The organism is Alteromonas sp. G5_S2_22_S1, from assembly GCF_054968525.1.
Genome location: NZ_JBQKUJ010000003.1, coordinates 280165 through 296938, shown reverse-complemented (window position 1 = coordinate 296938; position 16774 = coordinate 280165). Strand labels below are relative to the sequence as shown.

Annotated in this window: 11 protein-coding genes and 3 tRNA genes; 12 read left to right on the top strand and 2 right to left on the bottom strand. The window is 46.2% G+C overall.

Annotated elements, in window-relative coordinates; genetic code table 11:
- Nucleotides 1-4 precede the first annotated feature (4 nt).
- From ACTRWF_RS05650 to betI, 3 genes are all read left to right on the top strand, one after another.
- Complete coding sequence (locus tag ACTRWF_RS05650; protein ID WP_024015892.1) at nucleotides 5-1642, top strand: SulP family inorganic anion transporter; 1638 nt, start codon at nucleotides 5-7, stop codon at nucleotides 1640-1642.
- Between the two features lie 218 nt (nucleotides 1643-1860).
- Entirely contained in the window at nucleotides 1861-4287 is a 2427-nt protein-coding gene (locus ACTRWF_RS05645) for a TonB-dependent receptor domain-containing protein (protein WP_278385207.1), read from the top strand.
- Between the two features lie 73 nt (nucleotides 4288-4360).
- Nucleotides 4361-4936 (top strand): transcriptional regulator BetI, encoded by a 576-nt coding sequence (betI, locus tag ACTRWF_RS05640; RefSeq protein WP_024015894.1) that lies wholly within the window; start codon nucleotides 4361-4363, stop codon nucleotides 4934-4936.
- A 163-nt stretch (nucleotides 4937-5099) separates the two neighbouring features.
- Here the strand turns inward: betI and ACTRWF_RS05635 are convergent, their stop codons facing one another.
- Together ACTRWF_RS05635 and ACTRWF_RS05630 are read right to left on the bottom strand one after the other, a co-directional pair.
- The gene (locus tag ACTRWF_RS05635; RefSeq protein ID WP_024015895.1) at nucleotides 5100-7187 is read right to left on the bottom strand and encodes a M13 family metallopeptidase; all 2088 of its coding nucleotides are present in this window, start codon (nucleotides 7185-7187) and stop codon (nucleotides 5100-5102) included.
- On the bottom strand, nucleotides 7177-8514 hold the full coding sequence (locus ACTRWF_RS05630; protein WP_462835228.1) for a GNAT family N-acetyltransferase: 1338 nt from the start codon (nucleotides 8512-8514) through the stop codon (nucleotides 7177-7179). Before ACTRWF_RS05630 ends, ACTRWF_RS05635 begins: the two co-directional genes overlap by 11 nt.
- A gap of 119 nt (nucleotides 8515-8633) precedes the next feature.
- Here ACTRWF_RS05630 and ACTRWF_RS05625 point away from each other — a divergent pair, with 119 nt between their 5' ends.
- From ACTRWF_RS05625 to ACTRWF_RS05585, 9 genes are all read left to right on the top strand, one after another.
- Entirely contained in the window at nucleotides 8634-9095 is a 462-nt protein-coding gene (locus ACTRWF_RS05625) for a regulatory protein RecX (protein ID WP_012517703.1), read from the top strand.
- Between the two features lie 295 nt (nucleotides 9096-9390).
- Nucleotides 9391-11988 (top strand): alanine--tRNA ligase, encoded by a 2598-nt coding sequence (gene alaS, locus ACTRWF_RS05620; protein WP_012517704.1) that lies wholly within the window; start codon nucleotides 9391-9393, stop codon nucleotides 11986-11988.
- Between the two features lie 134 nt (nucleotides 11989-12122).
- A complete protein-coding gene (gene csrA / locus ACTRWF_RS05615) occupies nucleotides 12123-12314 on the top strand; it encodes a carbon storage regulator CsrA (RefSeq protein ID WP_012517705.1) in 192 nt (63 codons plus the stop codon).
- Between the two features lie 565 nt (nucleotides 12315-12879).
- Nucleotides 12880-12970: transfer RNA gene (locus tag ACTRWF_RS05610), tRNA-Ser, on the top strand.
- A 42-nt stretch (nucleotides 12971-13012) separates the two neighbouring features.
- Nucleotides 13013-13089: transfer RNA gene (locus tag ACTRWF_RS05605), tRNA-Arg, on the top strand.
- Nucleotides 13090-13142: 53 nt separating this feature from the next.
- A tRNA-Arg gene (locus tag ACTRWF_RS05600) sits at nucleotides 13143-13219 on the top strand.
- Between the two features lie 270 nt (nucleotides 13220-13489).
- The gene (locus ACTRWF_RS05595) at nucleotides 13490-13756 is read left to right on the top strand and encodes an OadG family protein (RefSeq protein ID WP_024015898.1); all 267 of its coding nucleotides are present in this window, start codon (nucleotides 13490-13492) and stop codon (nucleotides 13754-13756) included.
- Nucleotides 13757-13774: 18 nt separating this feature from the next.
- The gene (gene oadA, locus ACTRWF_RS05590) at nucleotides 13775-15589 is read left to right on the top strand and encodes a sodium-extruding oxaloacetate decarboxylase subunit alpha (protein WP_024015899.1); all 1815 of its coding nucleotides are present in this window, start codon (nucleotides 13775-13777) and stop codon (nucleotides 15587-15589) included.
- A 3-nt stretch (nucleotides 15590-15592) separates the two neighbouring features.
- Nucleotides 15593-16723 carry a sodium ion-translocating decarboxylase subunit beta gene (locus ACTRWF_RS05585; RefSeq protein WP_015066505.1) on the top strand — a complete coding sequence of 377 codons (1131 nt, stop codon included), beginning with the start codon at nucleotides 15593-15595 and terminating at the stop codon, nucleotides 16721-16723.
- Nucleotides 16724-16774 lie beyond the last annotated feature (51 nt).

Genomic DNA, 16774 nt, shown 5'->3' with positions numbered 1-16774 from the left:
AACTATGGTGAAAATCAATTTTTCTAATTTACGTGGCGATTTTACCGGTGGTTTAACCGCCGGTATCGTTGCTTTGCCACTGGCGCTTGCACTTGGTGTAGCGTCAGGTCTTGGCCCGATGGCTGGCCTTTATGGTGCTATAGCCGTGGGCTTTTTTGCTGCACTTTTCGGCGGTACACCAGCGCAAATTTCAGGTCCTACGGGCCCGATGGTTGTTGTACTCGCAGGCCTTTTTGCAAGTCTATCCGGCGATACTAGCCTTATCTTTACCGCGGTAATATTGGCAGGTGTCTTCCAAATCGTATTCGGCGTACTTGGGGTAGGCCAGTATATTCGCTTGGTGCCGTATCCGGTGATTTCTGGTTTTATGTCAGGCATCGGTGCCATCATTATTATTCTGCAGTTAGGCAGACTGCTAGGCCACGAGCCTCCAGGCGGCACAATTGGTGCGCTATCGTATTTGCCTACAGCGCTTGCTGATATCGACTTTGCCACACTTGCTCTGGGCTTGGGTACTTTAGTTATTGCTTACAAGTGGCCTCCACAACTAGGAAAGTTTGTGCCCGGTGCACTTGCTGCGCTAATCATTGGCACCTTGGTAAGTCTAGCGCTATCTGTCCCTGTACTTGGCGATATTCCCACGGGCTTACCGAGCCTTCACCTTCCGGTGTTTGATCAAAGCAAAGCGCTACTTATTTTAGAAGCTGCTTTTATCCTTGCCGTACTTGGTGCAATTGATAGCCTATTAACCTCACTTGTCGCTGACAACATGACCCGAACTCGTCATGACAGTAACAAAGAGCTTATTGGCCAAGGTATTGGTAACACGTTTGCAGGCCTTATTGGCGGTATTGCTGGCGCAGGTGCAACCATGCGTACAGTGGTAAATATCCGCAGCGGTGGTAAGTACAACGTTTCAGGTATGGTTCACGCGTTGGTATTACTTGCCATTGTACTAGGTCTTAGCCCTCTAGCGGCGCAAATCCCTCATGCTGTTCTTGCCGGCATTTTGGTGAAAGTAGGTTTAGATATCATTGATTGGAGCTACTTAAAGCGTGCACACAAAGGCCCGCGTTGGGACTTCGGCTTGATGATTATGGTGCTTGCCTTAACCGTATTCGTAGATTTAATCACAGCGGTAGGTGTCGGTGTAGTATTTGCGGCATTAGCTTATGTTAAGCAAATTGCTCAACTGCAAATTGAAGAACTCAAGAAGATCCCTGAGTCTTTAAATGACCCTAAGGAAAACGAGTTACTTGAATCGCTAAAAGATAAAGTATCAATCTTTAGTTTCGGCGGCCCGTTAAGCTTTGGTGCAGCGGCTGATTTAGGTCACCACGTACGTGAGCGCGTGCGTCCGGGGGCTACCGTTACTATCCTTGATTTCTCTCGCGTACCGCTAATGGACGTGTCGGCTGCAATGGCGGTTGATACGGTAACTTCAGATGCATTAGCCGCGGGTCGTCAACTTGTTATTTGCGGTGCTAACGCAGAAGTTAACAAAGTGCTGGAGGGCGTAAATGAAGCGCATCCTGGTATTCCTAACTTCGACACGTTACATGACGCCTTGCTTTATGCAAAAAAGCAAGTAGACGGAACTGAAAGCGAACACACCAGTTTTCAAGCCGCAGCGCAGTCATAAAGTAAGAACAAGATAAGATAATCCTTTCCCTTCTTTAGCCCTCCTTCGCGAGGGCTTTTTTTTATGTCTTTTCGCTTATAAAACTTTAGATACTGTGTAGAAGCCTAAACATTGTTGTAATCGGTTTATTAATTGATTGTTCAATTAAACTTAACGCAACTGTAACAAATGCCCCCTATGGTAGTGGATAACAATTACACAACACTACTGGGAAATGCATGAAAACACACAACAAAATTTCGTTAGCCGTCCTCGCAGCCTTATCGTCAATGAGTGCGTCTTACCTCGTACACGCAGAGGAAGAGAGTGAAGCGACTAATGAACAACGCATAGAAGAGATTACCGTTGTAGGGCGAAGCGTTTCATATGCAAACAATGCGACTAGCGACGATATGTTCAAGCAGCAGGCTAACCTTAGCAGCGTTTTAGCTGCGGTTGATAACCTTCCAGGTGTCCTTATTAACGAAGGCGATACATTCGGTGCCGATGACTGGTCAACGTCTATTGTTATCCGTGGGTTTCAGGTAAATCTAAATGAACAACAGATTGGCATGACGGTAGACGGCATCGCCAACGGTAACTCTAACTATGGTGGTGGCGCAAAAGCGAATCGCTATATCGATACGGAAAACGTACAAGCGGTTGAAGTATCACAGGGTACCGCCGACATTGCCTCACGTTCTCACGAAGCATTAGGCGGGACACTTAACTTTACGACTATCGCCCCTTCAATGGAACAAGGCTTGGTAACCAGCGTTACTGCAGGTGAGTTTGATGCGTCAAAGTATTATGTCCGTTATGAAACCGGCGAAATTTTTAAAGATACTTACGCATGGGTAAGCCTCTCTAGTCAGGAGAGCTCTGACTTTATGCAGCAAGCGGCAGAAAATACCCGTGACCACTTAGCCATGAAGTTTATTTCAACGGTGAACGATGTATCGCTTACCGGTTACCTTTCTTATGACGATACTCATGAAGACAATTATCAGCGCATTTACGGCCTAGCGCAATATGAGCAGAACCCCGATTGGGACCAGCTGACTGATGAGTGGACAGGTGTGCCATATCAAGATCAGGCTTACCGTCGCGGTTGGTCAACCCTGCGGGAAAACCTGTTCGCCTATCTTCAGGCAGAGTTCACTATCGGCCAAGTCGACTTTATGACTAATGTGTATTACCACGATAACGAAGGTCGCGGTGAATGGGTTCCGCCTTATATCGTAAATATTACCGATGATGGCACAGCGGCGCATTCTGAACTTGTAGTGGGCAACACGGTTTACGGTGGACGGGAGTTAGGACAAATCTATTTTGTAGATAGACAGGGCAATCAGTTAAGCCCCATTGAAGGGTGTCAAAGTTCGCTTACGTTCCCTTACGGGGGCGCTGGAGCACAATACGACCCGGGCTGTCATGAACAGGGCGCGATTCCAGTTGGTTCATATCGCCACACCCACTACGATAAAGAGCGTGTCGGGGTTAACGCTGACGCTGTGTGGTACACCAAAATTGGCGATTTTGATAACACAGTGCGCTTTGGTATTTGGTGGGAAGATTACGAGCGTGGCGAGTCTCGTGATTGGCATAAAATTACCAATTCATCTATCAGCGTAGACTACGATAATGTGCCTTACTGGGTGCAGTACGACAGAACCTTCCCTGTTGATACGTTAATGTATTATGTTGAAGACGAACTAGATGTTGGGTTTGCTCGCGTTCGCTTAGGTGCCAAGAAGTTTAACGTTGATATCGAGAAAAGCGATAACTTTGATGCTTCCAATAACCTTGCGGTAAATACCGATTCAGATACATTATTTTCAGCAGGTATCGTAGCGCCACTTCCTTACGAAGGACTTGAAGTTTTCGCAGGGTATGGGGAAAACTTCGCCGCTATTAAAGATGCTCAGCTTGAGCGTAACGATACTGACCTTCGTTTTATCAAGCCGGAAACAGCAGACAATATTGATGTTGGCTTTCGTTATGCATCACCAGGTTTCAACGCTAGCGTGACCTATTACAATATTGAATTTAACGACCGCATTCAGTTTACCAGTAACGAAACGTCAGAAGGTATCGACTTTTTAGAAGCCGCCGCGGGTGGATATAAGAACGTAGGAGGTATTGAGTCTAGCGGTTTTGAAATCTCTGCTGACATTACGCTTACGGAAACACTTTCACTGTTTACTTCAATAACGCTTAGTGAATCTGAGTATGTAGCAACCGTGGGAAGCTCGGGCACCCAGTACGATACCCTTGCCGAGGCTCAGGCCGCAATTGCCGACCCAGATAATGCCGAGGTGTCATTAGTGGCCATTGAAGACAACACGGTAATAGGCACACCAGATACTATGGCAGTGGTTAGCCTTGATTGGGCGCGCGATAACTACTTCGCCGGTCTTTCTACCAAGTACGTAGACAGCCGCTACCTCGATAGCAACAATGCGGCACAGGTAGATGATTATATCGTTAGCGACTTTTACATCGGCGGTTTTATCGAGAACATTGGCCCCGGTGTTGAAGAGCTTGAAGTACGCTTAACGGTGAACAATCTGTTCGACGAAGATTACGCTTCAACTATCGCCCCAGGCGCATTTTGGATAGGCGCGCCACGCGCTGTAGCAGTGAACGCACGCTTAACCTTTTAATCGTGATATCATGCCTTGGGCAGCGCACCGCTGCCCCAGGTTTATTATTTGATTTAAGGTTTGGAGTTGTAGCATGCCCAAGGTGGGAATGGAGCCAGTTCGTAAAAAGCAGTTAATTGAAGCAACGTTGGAGGTGATGGCAGAGGTTGGCTATCACGGTACGACAATCAGTCTAATAAGTAAAAGAGCAGGGCTTTCTTCAGGAATCATTAGTCATTACTTTGGCGATAAACAGGGGCTGATAGAGGCGACTATGCGCCACCTTCTCGAGGCACTAAAGATCACCAAGCGCATTGATGACCCACTTAAACGCATTGACCTCATCATAGAAAACAATTTTTCTCAAACGCAGGGCGCGAGTTCTGCAACCAATACGTGGTTTAACTTTTGGGCATTGTCACTTCACAACGAAGGCTTGCACCGCTTGCAATGTATAAACCACAAGCGCTTAGAGCGTAATCTCGCTTTCAGCTATCGCAAATTGCTTAAACCAGAACAAGTGAAAAACGCTGCGGCATCGACAGCTGCGTTGATTGACGGCTATTGGTTGCGTTATTCAATGGGAAGCGTAGGTAATGGCGACTTTACAGAAGCGGTTACTCGCTGTAAGCAATATGTGCGAGATCTAATTACTCAATACGCGAAGTAGTAATCGGATTCGTTAAGGTAGGGGACGTTTTTAGCAAGGCTGTTTGACTAGCAATACGCATTAAACGCTGACGGCAGGTTAAAAAAGGCGGTAGGTTCATAGCCTACCGCGCTTTTTGCAACGTACTGACCCGCCTTGAAGGGGGGCCAGGTTACCTGTTTAATTACCAGATTCTTACGCGCTCTTCTGGTGGAAGATACAAAGCATCACCTGGTTTTACGTCGAATGCTTCATACCAAGCATCGTGGTTGCGCGGTGCTTGAGCACGGTAGCGACCTGGAGCGTGTGTACCGGCACGTAGCTGGTTAAGCATGCTCTCTTCGGTGCGTTTTTCTTTCCACACTTGTGCCCATGCCAGGAAAAAGCGTTGATCGCCGGTTAGACCATCAATAACGGGTGCTTCTTTACCGTTCAGGCTTAGTTTGTAAGCGTGGTAAGCCATAGACAGACCACCCACATCGCCGATGTTCTCACCTAGACTGTTGCGGCCGTTCACGAAGTTACCTTCAATTGGCTCGTATTGACTGTATTGTTCAGCCAGCATGTCTGCTTTTTCTTCAAACGCTGCGCGGTCTGCGTCGGTCCACCAATTGCGCTGAATTCCGTTAGCGTCAGATTTTGACCCTTGGTCGTCGAAGCCATGGCCCATCTCATGACCAATAACTGCGCCAATAGCACCGTAGTTAACGGCTGGATCGGCATTAGGATCGAAGAACGGCGGCTGCAAAATAGCTGCAGGGAATACAATTTCATTGAACGAGCTATTGTAGTAAGCGTTAACGCGCTGAGGTGTCATGCCCCAGCGATTGCGGTCTGTTTTCTCAAGCTCGCGCTCAACCGATTGGTCTTGGAAGAACGTGCGTAGATTGCGAACGTTACCCACTAGGTCTTTATCGCTAATAGTCACGCCGTCAAAAAGCTGCCATTCATCTGGGTAACCAATTTTCGGGTTAAAGGCCATCAACTTTTCTTTGGCGTTAACCTTGGTTTCTTCACTCATCCAGTCAAGGTTTTCAATACGCTCACCGAGTGCAGTACGCAGGTTTTCTACCAGTTCCGCCATTTGCTCTTTAGAGCTTTCCGGGAAATACTCATTCACGTAGATTTTGCCGATAGCAAAACCGAGTGATTCAGTACCAGACATCTGGCTTACCGCGCGCTTCCAGCGAGGGCGAGGCTCTTGCTGACCGCTTAACGTGCGGCCGAAGAAGTCAAAGTTAGCAAGGTAAATTTCTTCTGAAAGGAAGCCTGCGTTGTTAGAAATCGTATGATATTTCAAATACGACTTCCAATCCGCTAAGTCAGCTTCATTGATAATTTTAATCACTTCTTTGACTGGCTCTGGCTGCGTGATATTGAGCTCAGGGACTTTATAACCTGTCTGTGCGAAGTAAGTATCCCAGTCAAAACCCGGGTATTCATCAGATAATTTACTGCGCTCAATTTGGTTAAGCGTTAGGTCGCGATCACGACGCTTTTCCCGTGGCCACTGTATTTGAGCAATTTGTGTTTCAAGCTGAAGAATATCTTGTGCTTTTTCCGCCGCATTTTCCTCCCCAGCAAAGTTAAGCATTTGCTCGATGTGTGCTACATACGCTTCGCGAATTTTAACAAAGCGCTCGCTGTCGCTAAGGTAATAGTCGCGATCAGGAAGGCCCAAACCGCCTACACCCACGCTTAGTTGATATTCGTTGGGGTCTAAGCGGTTGTACCACATTCCGCCGTAGATTGGCGTGCTTGAACCAACAAGCCAGCTATTGCCGAACGCCTTAGTAAGGTCGGTGGTGTTTTCAATACTATTAATTGACGTCAGTACGTCTTCAATGGGCTTAATACCTTTTTCGTTAATGGTATCTGTGTCCATGTATGCAACGAAAAAGTCGTGAACAAGCTGCTCTTCAGCGTTAAGCGAAGACTTCTCCATTAAACCATCAATGATGTTTTTCACCTGCTCTTCACTTCGCTCAGCAAGACCAGTGAATGCACCATAACGGGTTTTGTCTGCAGGCAGTTCATAGTTGTCATACCATGTGCCGCTTGCATACATGAAGAAATCATCACCCGGTTTTACTGCTTCGTTGCGTGCAGATAAGTCTACGCCAAAAGAGCCAAGCTCAGCTTCGCCGTTTGCTTCAGGCGCTTCAACTGCGCTTACCTGATCGTTTGTTTGTTCTTTTGCTTGGTCAGGCTGGCCACAGCCTGTAAGCCCTAGCGAAGCCGCAATAGCTACGGCTAAAAGTTTATATTTCATCGTTTTTCTCTTTGTGATTATAAGTGTCGTCGTTAGGTGCAGTGACACTTGTCGTTTTTAAAGTAGGCACAAATTCCTTGTTAAACGGTAAAGCATTCCGTGCCTGATTAAAATAGCTGCCGATATGCGGGGTTTCTCTGTGTAAAAAGTCTGCTACAGCACGGTGAAACGCCGTATGTCGTAACGTGTGATGTGAGCGACAATAAGTAGGCTCGAAGCCCCGTAAAATTTTATGCTCACCTTGTGTGCCGGGATTGAATAGCGCTAACTGGTGCGCGATTGCAAATTCAATACCTTCGAAGTAACAGCAGGCGAAATGAAGCCCGTCAATCTCTTTTAACGCGCCCCAATATCTGCCGTATAAACCCGTATCGTCAAAAAAGAATAATGCGCTGGCAACAGGCACATCATTTTCAAAAGCAGTGACAATAAGCATATTGTCACTTAAATTTTCAACAAGTTGTTGGAAAAAGACATCATTTAAATATCCCACATGACCACTTCGCTTTAAATAGGTTGCTTTGTAACATTTTGTGAAAAACTGAAGGGTGTCTGGCGTAATGGCTTGGCCTTTTTGATGGCTAAAGCGTATTCCTCGCTCATGTAGTTTTCGACGGCTTTTCTTGATGTCTTTGCGTTTGCGAGACGTTAACGCTGCTAAAAAATCATCGAAGTTTTCATACTGGTAGTTATACCACTGAAACTGAACCGCATAGCGGGTCAAGTAATAAGGGGCAAGCGCAGAGGCATCGCCAAGCGTCTCATTTATTGCATCTTCAGTCTTATCGCTTGAGTGTCCGTGCGGGCTACAGTGTTCCGCTTGGGTCAATAGCTTAGACGTGATTTCATCGGTAAAAAGCCAGTGTAATGAAGACAGTGTCTCGCCATAGACTGACGCAACATAGTCTACAAGCTTGTTTTCAAGTGCATTAAAAAAGGCCGTACCGAACTCAATTTTACCGTCGGTTAAAATTCGAGGGCCAGTGACAGGAGTGAAGGGGATGGCAGATATCCACTTGGGGTAGTAGTCGAGGCCGTGTTGCGCATAGGCATCGGCCCACGCATGGTCAAACACATACTCGCCGTAGCTATGCGTTTTCAAATAGCCGGGAATAATTGCATGTACCGTATCCTCTCCCGCGCCAGTGATCGCGATATGACAAGGCTGCCAACCCGATTCATTGTTGCAGCACTCACTTTGTTCAAGCGCGAGTAAAAAGTGATAGGAAAGAAATGGGCCTGCATCTTGTGCTAGCTTATCCCAGCGCGCTTGGGACAGCAGCGCAACGGAATTTATTATTTTTATCTGATAGTCAGTTGCTGTCATGCTTTGTCAGTCGTGTAGAAATCATCGTTTATTGGCGCAGAGATTATCGCTATTACGTAATATTTAGCGCTAAAATAGCCCTGTTTCTACGTTTTAAACAAAAGAGTAAGTTCATAAAAATGTCAGACTTTGACCGAAAAATCATTACCGACGCGATTACTCGCATGCTGGCACGACGAGAGCATAGCGTTAATGAAATAGCACGAAAGCTGCAACAAAAGGGAATAGCAAGCGAGGCGTTTACGCCTATTTTAGACGAGTTTAAGGATGCAGGAATTCAAAGCGATACGCGTTTTGCAGAAAGTAGAGCCCGCGCCCTTTATATGAAAGGTAAAGGTCCTCGCGCTATCAAGTTAGACTTGCAGCAATACGGTGTTGATGAGGGAACGGCAGAGCAGGCGTTAAACGAAATTGAAGCCGACTGGTTTGAAAGCGCGAGAAACGTAAAGGTAAAGAAGTTTGGCGAGTTTTACGAAACTGAATTTGCGTTAAGGCAAAAGCAGAAACAGTTTCTTCAATATCGCGGTTTTTACCAAGATCATATCGATTACGCGGTCAGCGAGAGTAGCTGCGAGAACTAAAAGTTAAAGTGGTAACTTACAATTTTGCAAAATACACACCTGTTGCAATCACGTGCATGAATATCGACTGTTTTTGTTGAATTTAAGCAAAATTTGGCCCTATCTCTTGGCCGTTACACTTAACAAAATTGCGCTATCCGTGGTATTGTTGCGCAAATTTGTGTGCATTTTAATTATCCCGAGAATTGTAATGCGGCATTGTACATTGAGTAATGGCAAAACGCCCCGATATAAAACTCATTAGAACAGGCAAATCGCACGTCTCGTAAATAGAATAAAGGAAGTTAGGTTTTCAATGACATTATCAACTGCTGACTTACGTAACAAGTTTATCAATTATTTTAAAAGTCATGGCCATCAGGCGGTGGCAAGCTCGTCACTGGTGCCGGCAGATGATCCCACACTTCTTTTCACCAATGCGGGAATGAACCAGTTTAAAGATACGTTTCTAGGTACCGAAAAGCGTAGCTATACCCGTGCAGTATCGTCTCAGCGTTGTGTACGGGCAGGGGGCAAACACAATGACCTTGAAAATGTAGGTTATACAGCCCGCCACCATACCTTCTTTGAAATGATGGGTAACTTCAGTTTTGGCGACTATTTCAAGAAAGAAGCGATTGAATTTGCGTGGAACTTTCTAACAAGTGAAGTTGGGCTTCCTAAAGAAAAGCTATTAGTAACCGTTTACTCTGAAGATGATGAAGCGTTCGATATTTGGGAAAACCACATTGGTGTGCCTAAAGAGAAAATTATCCGTATTAGTACGTCAGATAACTTCTGGTCAATGGGCGATACAGGCCCATGTGGTCCTTGCTCTGAGATCTTTTACGATCACGGCGCGCACATTTGGGGTGGTCCTCCAGGAACACCTGAAGAAGACGGTGACCGCTTTATCGAAATCTGGAACCTGGTATTCATGCAGTTTAATAAGCAAGCTGACGGTACCATGGAGCCGCTTCCAAAGCCGTCAATCGATACCGGTATGGGTCTAGAGCGTATTTCAGCTATTTTGCAAAACGTTCACAGCAACTACGAAATCGATTTGTTTCAGAATTTAATTAAGTCTGCAGCCTCAATCGTTGGCACAGAGGATCTTGAAAATAAATCGCTACGGGTTATCGCCGATCACATTCGTTCGTGCAGCTTCTTAATTTGTGACGGTGTTATGCCTTCTAACGAAGGTCGCGGCTATGTGTTACGCCGTATTATACGTCGCGCGGTACGCCATGGGTATCAGCTTGGCGCCAACGACATCTTCTTCTATAAACTGGTTGCTTCTCTTGCTAATGAAATGGGTGAAGCGTATCCAGAGCTAGTTGACCAGCTTCCGGTTATTGAAAAAGTACTGCGCGTAGAAGAAGAGCAGTTTAGTAAAACGCTCGCACGCGGTATGGCAATGCTAAACGACACACTCGCCTCGCTTGAAGGTGATACTGTGCCGGGTGATGTGGTATTTAAACTGTACGATACTTACGGATTTCCAACAGACCTTACTAACGACGTGGCTCGAGAGCACGAGCTTAAAATTGACGAAGAAGGTTTTGAAGCGGCAATGCAGGCTCAGCGCGCTCGCGCACAGCAAGCAAGCAACTTTGGGGCAGATTACAACAGCAAACTTGCCATCGACCATACAACGTCGTTTACGGGCTATACCGATGTGGAAGGCCAGGCGAATGTGGTTGAGCTAATTGCGGACAACGCATTTGTTGAAAAATTAGAAGATGGCCAAGAAGGCGTAGTGGTGTTAGACAGCACGCCGTTCTACGCGGAAAGCGGTGGTCAGGCAGGTGACAAAGGGGTGCTGCGCGTTGCCAACGGTGAATTCATTGTCACTGATACCCAGAAAATGGGTAACGCGTTTGCGCACAAAGGAATAGCGAAAGGCTCTGTTTCTAAGGGCGATACAGCAACCGCCGCCATAGATTCGGCTAACCGCGAAGCCATTAAGAAAAATCACAGTGCTACCCATTTGCTTCACGCGGCGCTGCGCGAAATTTTAGGTGAGCACGTAACGCAGAAAGGTTCATTGGTTGAAGCGCCGCGTATGCGTTTTGACTTCTCGCACTTTGAAGCCGTTACTACAGAACAGCTTGCAGAGATTGAACGACGCGTGAATCAAGAAATACGCGCAAATCATTCACTGGCTACTGAACTAATGGACCTAGAAGAAGCCAAAGCCTCAGGTGCAATGGCGCTGTTTGGCGAAAAGTACGACGAGAAAGTTCGCGTGGTAACTATGGGGCCATTCTCTGTTGAGCTATGTGGTGGTACTCACGTAGCGCGAACTGGCGACATTGGTTTGTTTAAAATTACCAGTGAAGCGGGCATTGCATCGGGTGTTCGACGCATCGAAGCGGTCACTGGCGAGCAAGCAATTGAAGTCGTGCAAACGCAACAAGCGACGCTGTCGTCGTTGTCGTCATTATTAAAAACAGATAGCCAAAATGTACTTGAACGCGTAGTTTCTCTACAAAATCAGACTAAAGAACTAGAAAAAGCGCTCAATTCTGCAAAACAAAAACTGGCGAGTCAGCAAGGTGCTGATATGCTTAGTAATGCAGTAGAGATAAATGGCGTTAAAGTGCTAATCGCTAATTTGGAAGGTGTCGAAGCGAAGTCATTGCGTTCAATGATGGACGATATTAAAAACCGAATTGGCGAAGGTATCGTAGTACTAGGTGTGGCTAACAATGCGAAAGTGAACCTCATTGCTGGCGTGACTAAAAATCTCACTGATAAAGTTAAAGCGGGCGAGTTAGTTAACTTTGTCGCATCACAAGTAGGTGGTAAAGGCGGCGGTCGCCCTGATATGGCTCAAGCGGGTGGCGATAAGCCTGAAAACTTGGGGCAAGCGTTAGATTCGGTTAACGTTTGGTTACAAGATAAGCTATAATTATTTTTGTGTATAACAGTGAGTTTTTGAAGTGACGCAGAAACATGGAGCCACTGTCGCTACCATCGGGTCGTGCCGAAGGGTTAGCAAAATTCAAAGGATTACGTTCAGTATTAAGGAACAGGAGCAAGCGAATGCTTATTTTGACTCGTCGAGTTGGTGAAACACTTATGGTAGGTGACGATGTAACCGTTACTGTACTAGGTGTAAAAGGGAATCAGGTACGTATAGGTGTGAATGCACCAAAAGAAGTTTCTGTGCACCGTGAAGAGATTTATATGCGCATTCAGGCAGAAAAAGGCGGTCAGCCAGGTTCTGCAGAATAATTGCATTATACGCTTCACAGGAAAAGGTCAGCTTATGCTGGCCTTTTTTGTTTGTGTTAACACTTATGACGTGAACGCCGTTGCTATGGCGGTCGTGCTTTTATGGCTGCAACCGCGGATTTTTGCAATACCAACTAAGGTTTGGCAAAGAGTAGGCGGCCACTGTCACTAGAAAGTTTGTTTACAGGCTTTGCGTATTCGCTTAATTGTTCTATACCTTAAAATAGTAGGGCCACCGCTTATAACCGTGTTTGGACGTGTTTTGTGCACGCTTCCTATTAATAACGCGCAGCATGGTACTAGAGGAAACTTTGCAAAATGAAATGGAAATTGGCCTAAAACGCCGTTTTCATTTTATAAAAATATACGATGTTGCCTAATGATCGATTTTGCGCGTTGAAAAAGCGTACGGTAAGGGCAACAGATTTTTTATTTAATTGCTTGTATTGCGAACAAATTACTGGTTTTTTGCACGAATCGTTTAAAATGGCAGCGAGTGAACAATTTCTTTATAAAAAAGGTTTGACTCAGGCCAATGAATCCGTAAAATGCACCCCGCAGTCAAGGAGAGGTGGGTGAGTGGCTGAAACCAGTTCCCTGCTAAGGAACCATACGCATTACGCGTATCGAGGGTTCGAATCCCTCCCTCTCCGCCATTATTATTCGTTGATAGTGACGGTCGACAACAAGTTTTTTGCGCGTGTGTAGCTCAGCTGGATAGAGTACCTGGCTACGAACCAGGCGGTCGGAGGTTCGAATCCTTCCACACGCGCCACTTATTTTAAAGCGTCACCTTTCGAAATAAAATTCGAAAGTATACAAGTTAACGCGTGTGTAGCTCAGCTGGATAGAGTACCTGGCTACGAACCAGGCGGTCGGAGGTTCGAATCCTTCCACACGCGCCACATTGAAGAGCCCACCTTTTTAGGTGGGCTTTTTCATTTCTGCTTCCCTATTTCTTCTATTTGTTTTCCCACTTTCGTGCAAGCGCGCTGATATAAAATTGATTTAAATTAAGTTCGATACGCTTTTATTGCAATTTTATTAAAAAATAATGCATTAAGTTTCATTTTGATGGCTTCTATTCAATTTTAAGTGATTTTTTATGCTGCATTGTTGTGTTTTCAAAACCCTCGTGATACTTATTCAGGTACAAAATAACAACAGGATTGAATATGAATTCGGAATCCGTCGCTAGCTTGCTCGTTGAAGCAGGCTCGCTCATGCTGATAGGAATGGTGTTTGTTTTCTCATTTCTCGGACTTCTTATCGTAGGTATACACTTAATCGCACGCTTTTGCGAAGCTTTCCCCGGTGATATTGAAGAGCCCGCTGTCAACGTAAAAAGAAACAATCAAACGGTACAACCCGGAATAGACGGTAATGTTATCGCCGCTATTTCCGTTGCAATTCATACCCATCGCCAAAATTCAAAAAAATAAGTCTAATCAGGAGTTACCATGTCTAAGCCTCTGGCCCTTACCGAGCTGGTCCTGCGTGATGCCCATCAGTCACTACTAGCTACGCGAATGCGTATTGAAGATATGCTTCCCATTGCGGAAAAATTAGATAAAGCTGGCTTTTGGTCAGTAGAGTCGTGGGGCGGCGCTACCTTTGACGCTTGCATTCGATACTTGGGAGAAGATCCATGGGAACGTATCAGAAAGCTAAAAGCCGCCATGCCTAATACCAAGCAGCAAATGTTGCTACGAGGCCAAAACTTGCTGGGGTATCGACATTACGCTGACGATGTTGTGACCCGCTTTGTAGAGCGCGCCCATGAAAGCGGCGTTGATGTATTTAGAATTTTTGATGCAATGAACGACATCAGAAATTTAAAAACGGCAATTAAAGCAACCATAGACAGCGGTGCGCACGCGCAAGGCACCATTTCATATACCGTAAGCCCAGTGCACAATCTAAAGCTTTGGCTTGATATGGCCAAACAGCTTGAGGACTTAGGCGTTCATTCCATTTGTATTAAAGATATGGCAGGGCTTTTAAAGCCTTACGAATGCGAAGCGCTCATAACAGGGCTGAAGGAAACGGTAAGTGTACCTATTGCCATGCAGTGTCATGCTACGACAGGGTTAAGTACTGCCACCTATCAAAAAGCCGTAGACGCGGGCATTGATATGCTCGACACCGCTATCTCGTCAATGAGTATGACATATGGCCATACCGCCACTGAAACGATGGTATCGATTGTAGAGGGTACAGAGCGTGACACCGGCATCGCATTGCCAGAACTGGAAGAAATTGCCAGCTACTTCAGAGATGTAAGAAAGAAATACAGCAAGTTTGAAGGAAGCTTAAAGGGCGTTGACGCACGGATTTTGCTAGCGCAAGTGCCAGGCGGCATGCTAACCAACATGGAAAGCCAGCTTAAAGAACAGGGCGCTGAAGATAAATTCGAAGAAGTACTAAAAGAAATTCCACGGGTACGGGAAGATCTCGGGTTTATTCCTCTTGTTACGCCAACCTCTCAAATTGTAGGCACGCAATCGGTACTTAACGTACTAACAGGCGAGCGCTACAAGAGCATCACGAAAGAAACCGCTGGCGTACTTAAAGGCGAATACGGCGCCACCGCGGCACCAGTAAATAAAGCGCTGCAAGAGCGTGTGCTTGATGGTGCTGAGCCTGTGACGTGCCGACCGGCTGATAACATTGCCCCCGAACTTGATGCACTAAGTAAAGAGCTTGATGAACTCGCAGAGAAAAAGCAGCTTTCGCTATCAGATGACAAAATTGATGATGTGCTTACTTACGCCTTGTTCCCGCAGATAGGCCTTAAGTTTATCGAAAATCGCGGTAATCCTGATGCGTTTGAACCTGCACCTAGTGCACAGTCATCGCAGTCAGCAGATGTAGCTCAAGTAGAAAAAACTGCAGCAAACACGTCTACATCTGGCAGCGAAACTTACGATGTAAACGTTGATGGTAAGGTGTATCACGTAGAAGTCGCACCATCCGGTACCTTAACAAGCGTAACACCAGCAGGTGCTGCTCAATCATCGGCGCCAGCGTCAGCGAGCAATACTCAGGCATCTGCAGGCACTTCCCAGTCTATTGATGCACCGTTAGCGGGTAACGTATTTAAGATACTCGTTAAAAACGGTGATAGTATTGCCGAAGGTGATGTAGTTATGATCCTTGAAGCCATGAAAATGGAAACGGAGATCCGCGCTGCGTTCACCGGCACGGTAACGGAAGTTACTGTTGGGGAAGGCGATGCCGTGTCCAGTGGCCAACCATTGATCTTATTGGGGTAGGGCATGGATAAGTTAATGGTACTTTGGGATAGTACCGCGCTTGCGCATTTTGAAGCGGGTCAACTGATAATGATGGCAGTTGGCTTTGGTCTTCTGTATTTGGCAATTGTGAAAAAGTTCGAGCCTTTGCTGCTTTTGCCCATAGGGTTTGGCGCATTACTTACCAATATCCCTATTGCGGGGTTTTCTGAGGTAGGTGGTTTGCTTCACTATATTTATAAAATAGGCATAGATACAGGCGTGTTTCCGCTGCTTATTTTTATGGGCGTAGGGGCTATGACAGATTTCAGCGCGCTTATCGCTAATCCGAAAATGCTGCTACTGGGCGCCGCAGCCCAGTTTGGTATTTTCGCTACGCTATTTGGCGCCATCGCATTGAATCTGATCCCTGGTTTTGAATTTACGCTTAAAGACGCAAGTGCGATTGCGATTATAGGGGGCGCTGACGGCCCCACGGCAATTTTCCTAGCCTCTCGGCTTGCGCCAGATTTACTTGGCGCAATCGCTGTAGCAGCTTATTCATATATGGCATTAGTTCCTATTATTCAGCCCCCAATAATGAAGGCGTTAACCACAAAAGACGAGCGTGAAATTAAAATGGGTCAGCTTCGTCCCGTGGCCAAACGTGAAAAAATTATTTTTCCATTGGCGGTTCTGTTTATGACCATTCTGTTTCTACCGGCAGCCACACCACTGGTAGGAATGTTCTGCTTCGGTAACTTAATGAAAGAGTGCGGGGTTGTGGATCGCCTCAGTAAAACAGTGCAAAACGAACTTATTAATACCGTTACCATTTTCTTAGGATTAGCGGTGGGCTCTAAATTATCGGCAGACGCATTTCTCACCGTCGAGACTTTAGGGATTTTAGGCCTAGGCGCCATTGCATTTGGCATAGGTACGGCAGCTGGCGTACTGATGGCTAAGCTAATGAGCCGGCTATCGGGCGGAAGCATAAACCCACTTATAGGTGCAGCAGGGGTATCTGCAGTACCTATGGCGGCAAGGGTCGTAAACAAAGTGGGGTTAGAAGCTAACCCTCATAACTTCTTATTAATGCATGCTATGGGGCCAAATGTCGCCGGAGTGTTGGGCAGCGCGGTAGCCGCAGGCATTTTGTTAGCACTTGTCGGCTAGATGCACAGTTAGGCTCTAGCCACGCTCAGAGCCAATACACCGATTGGTAAG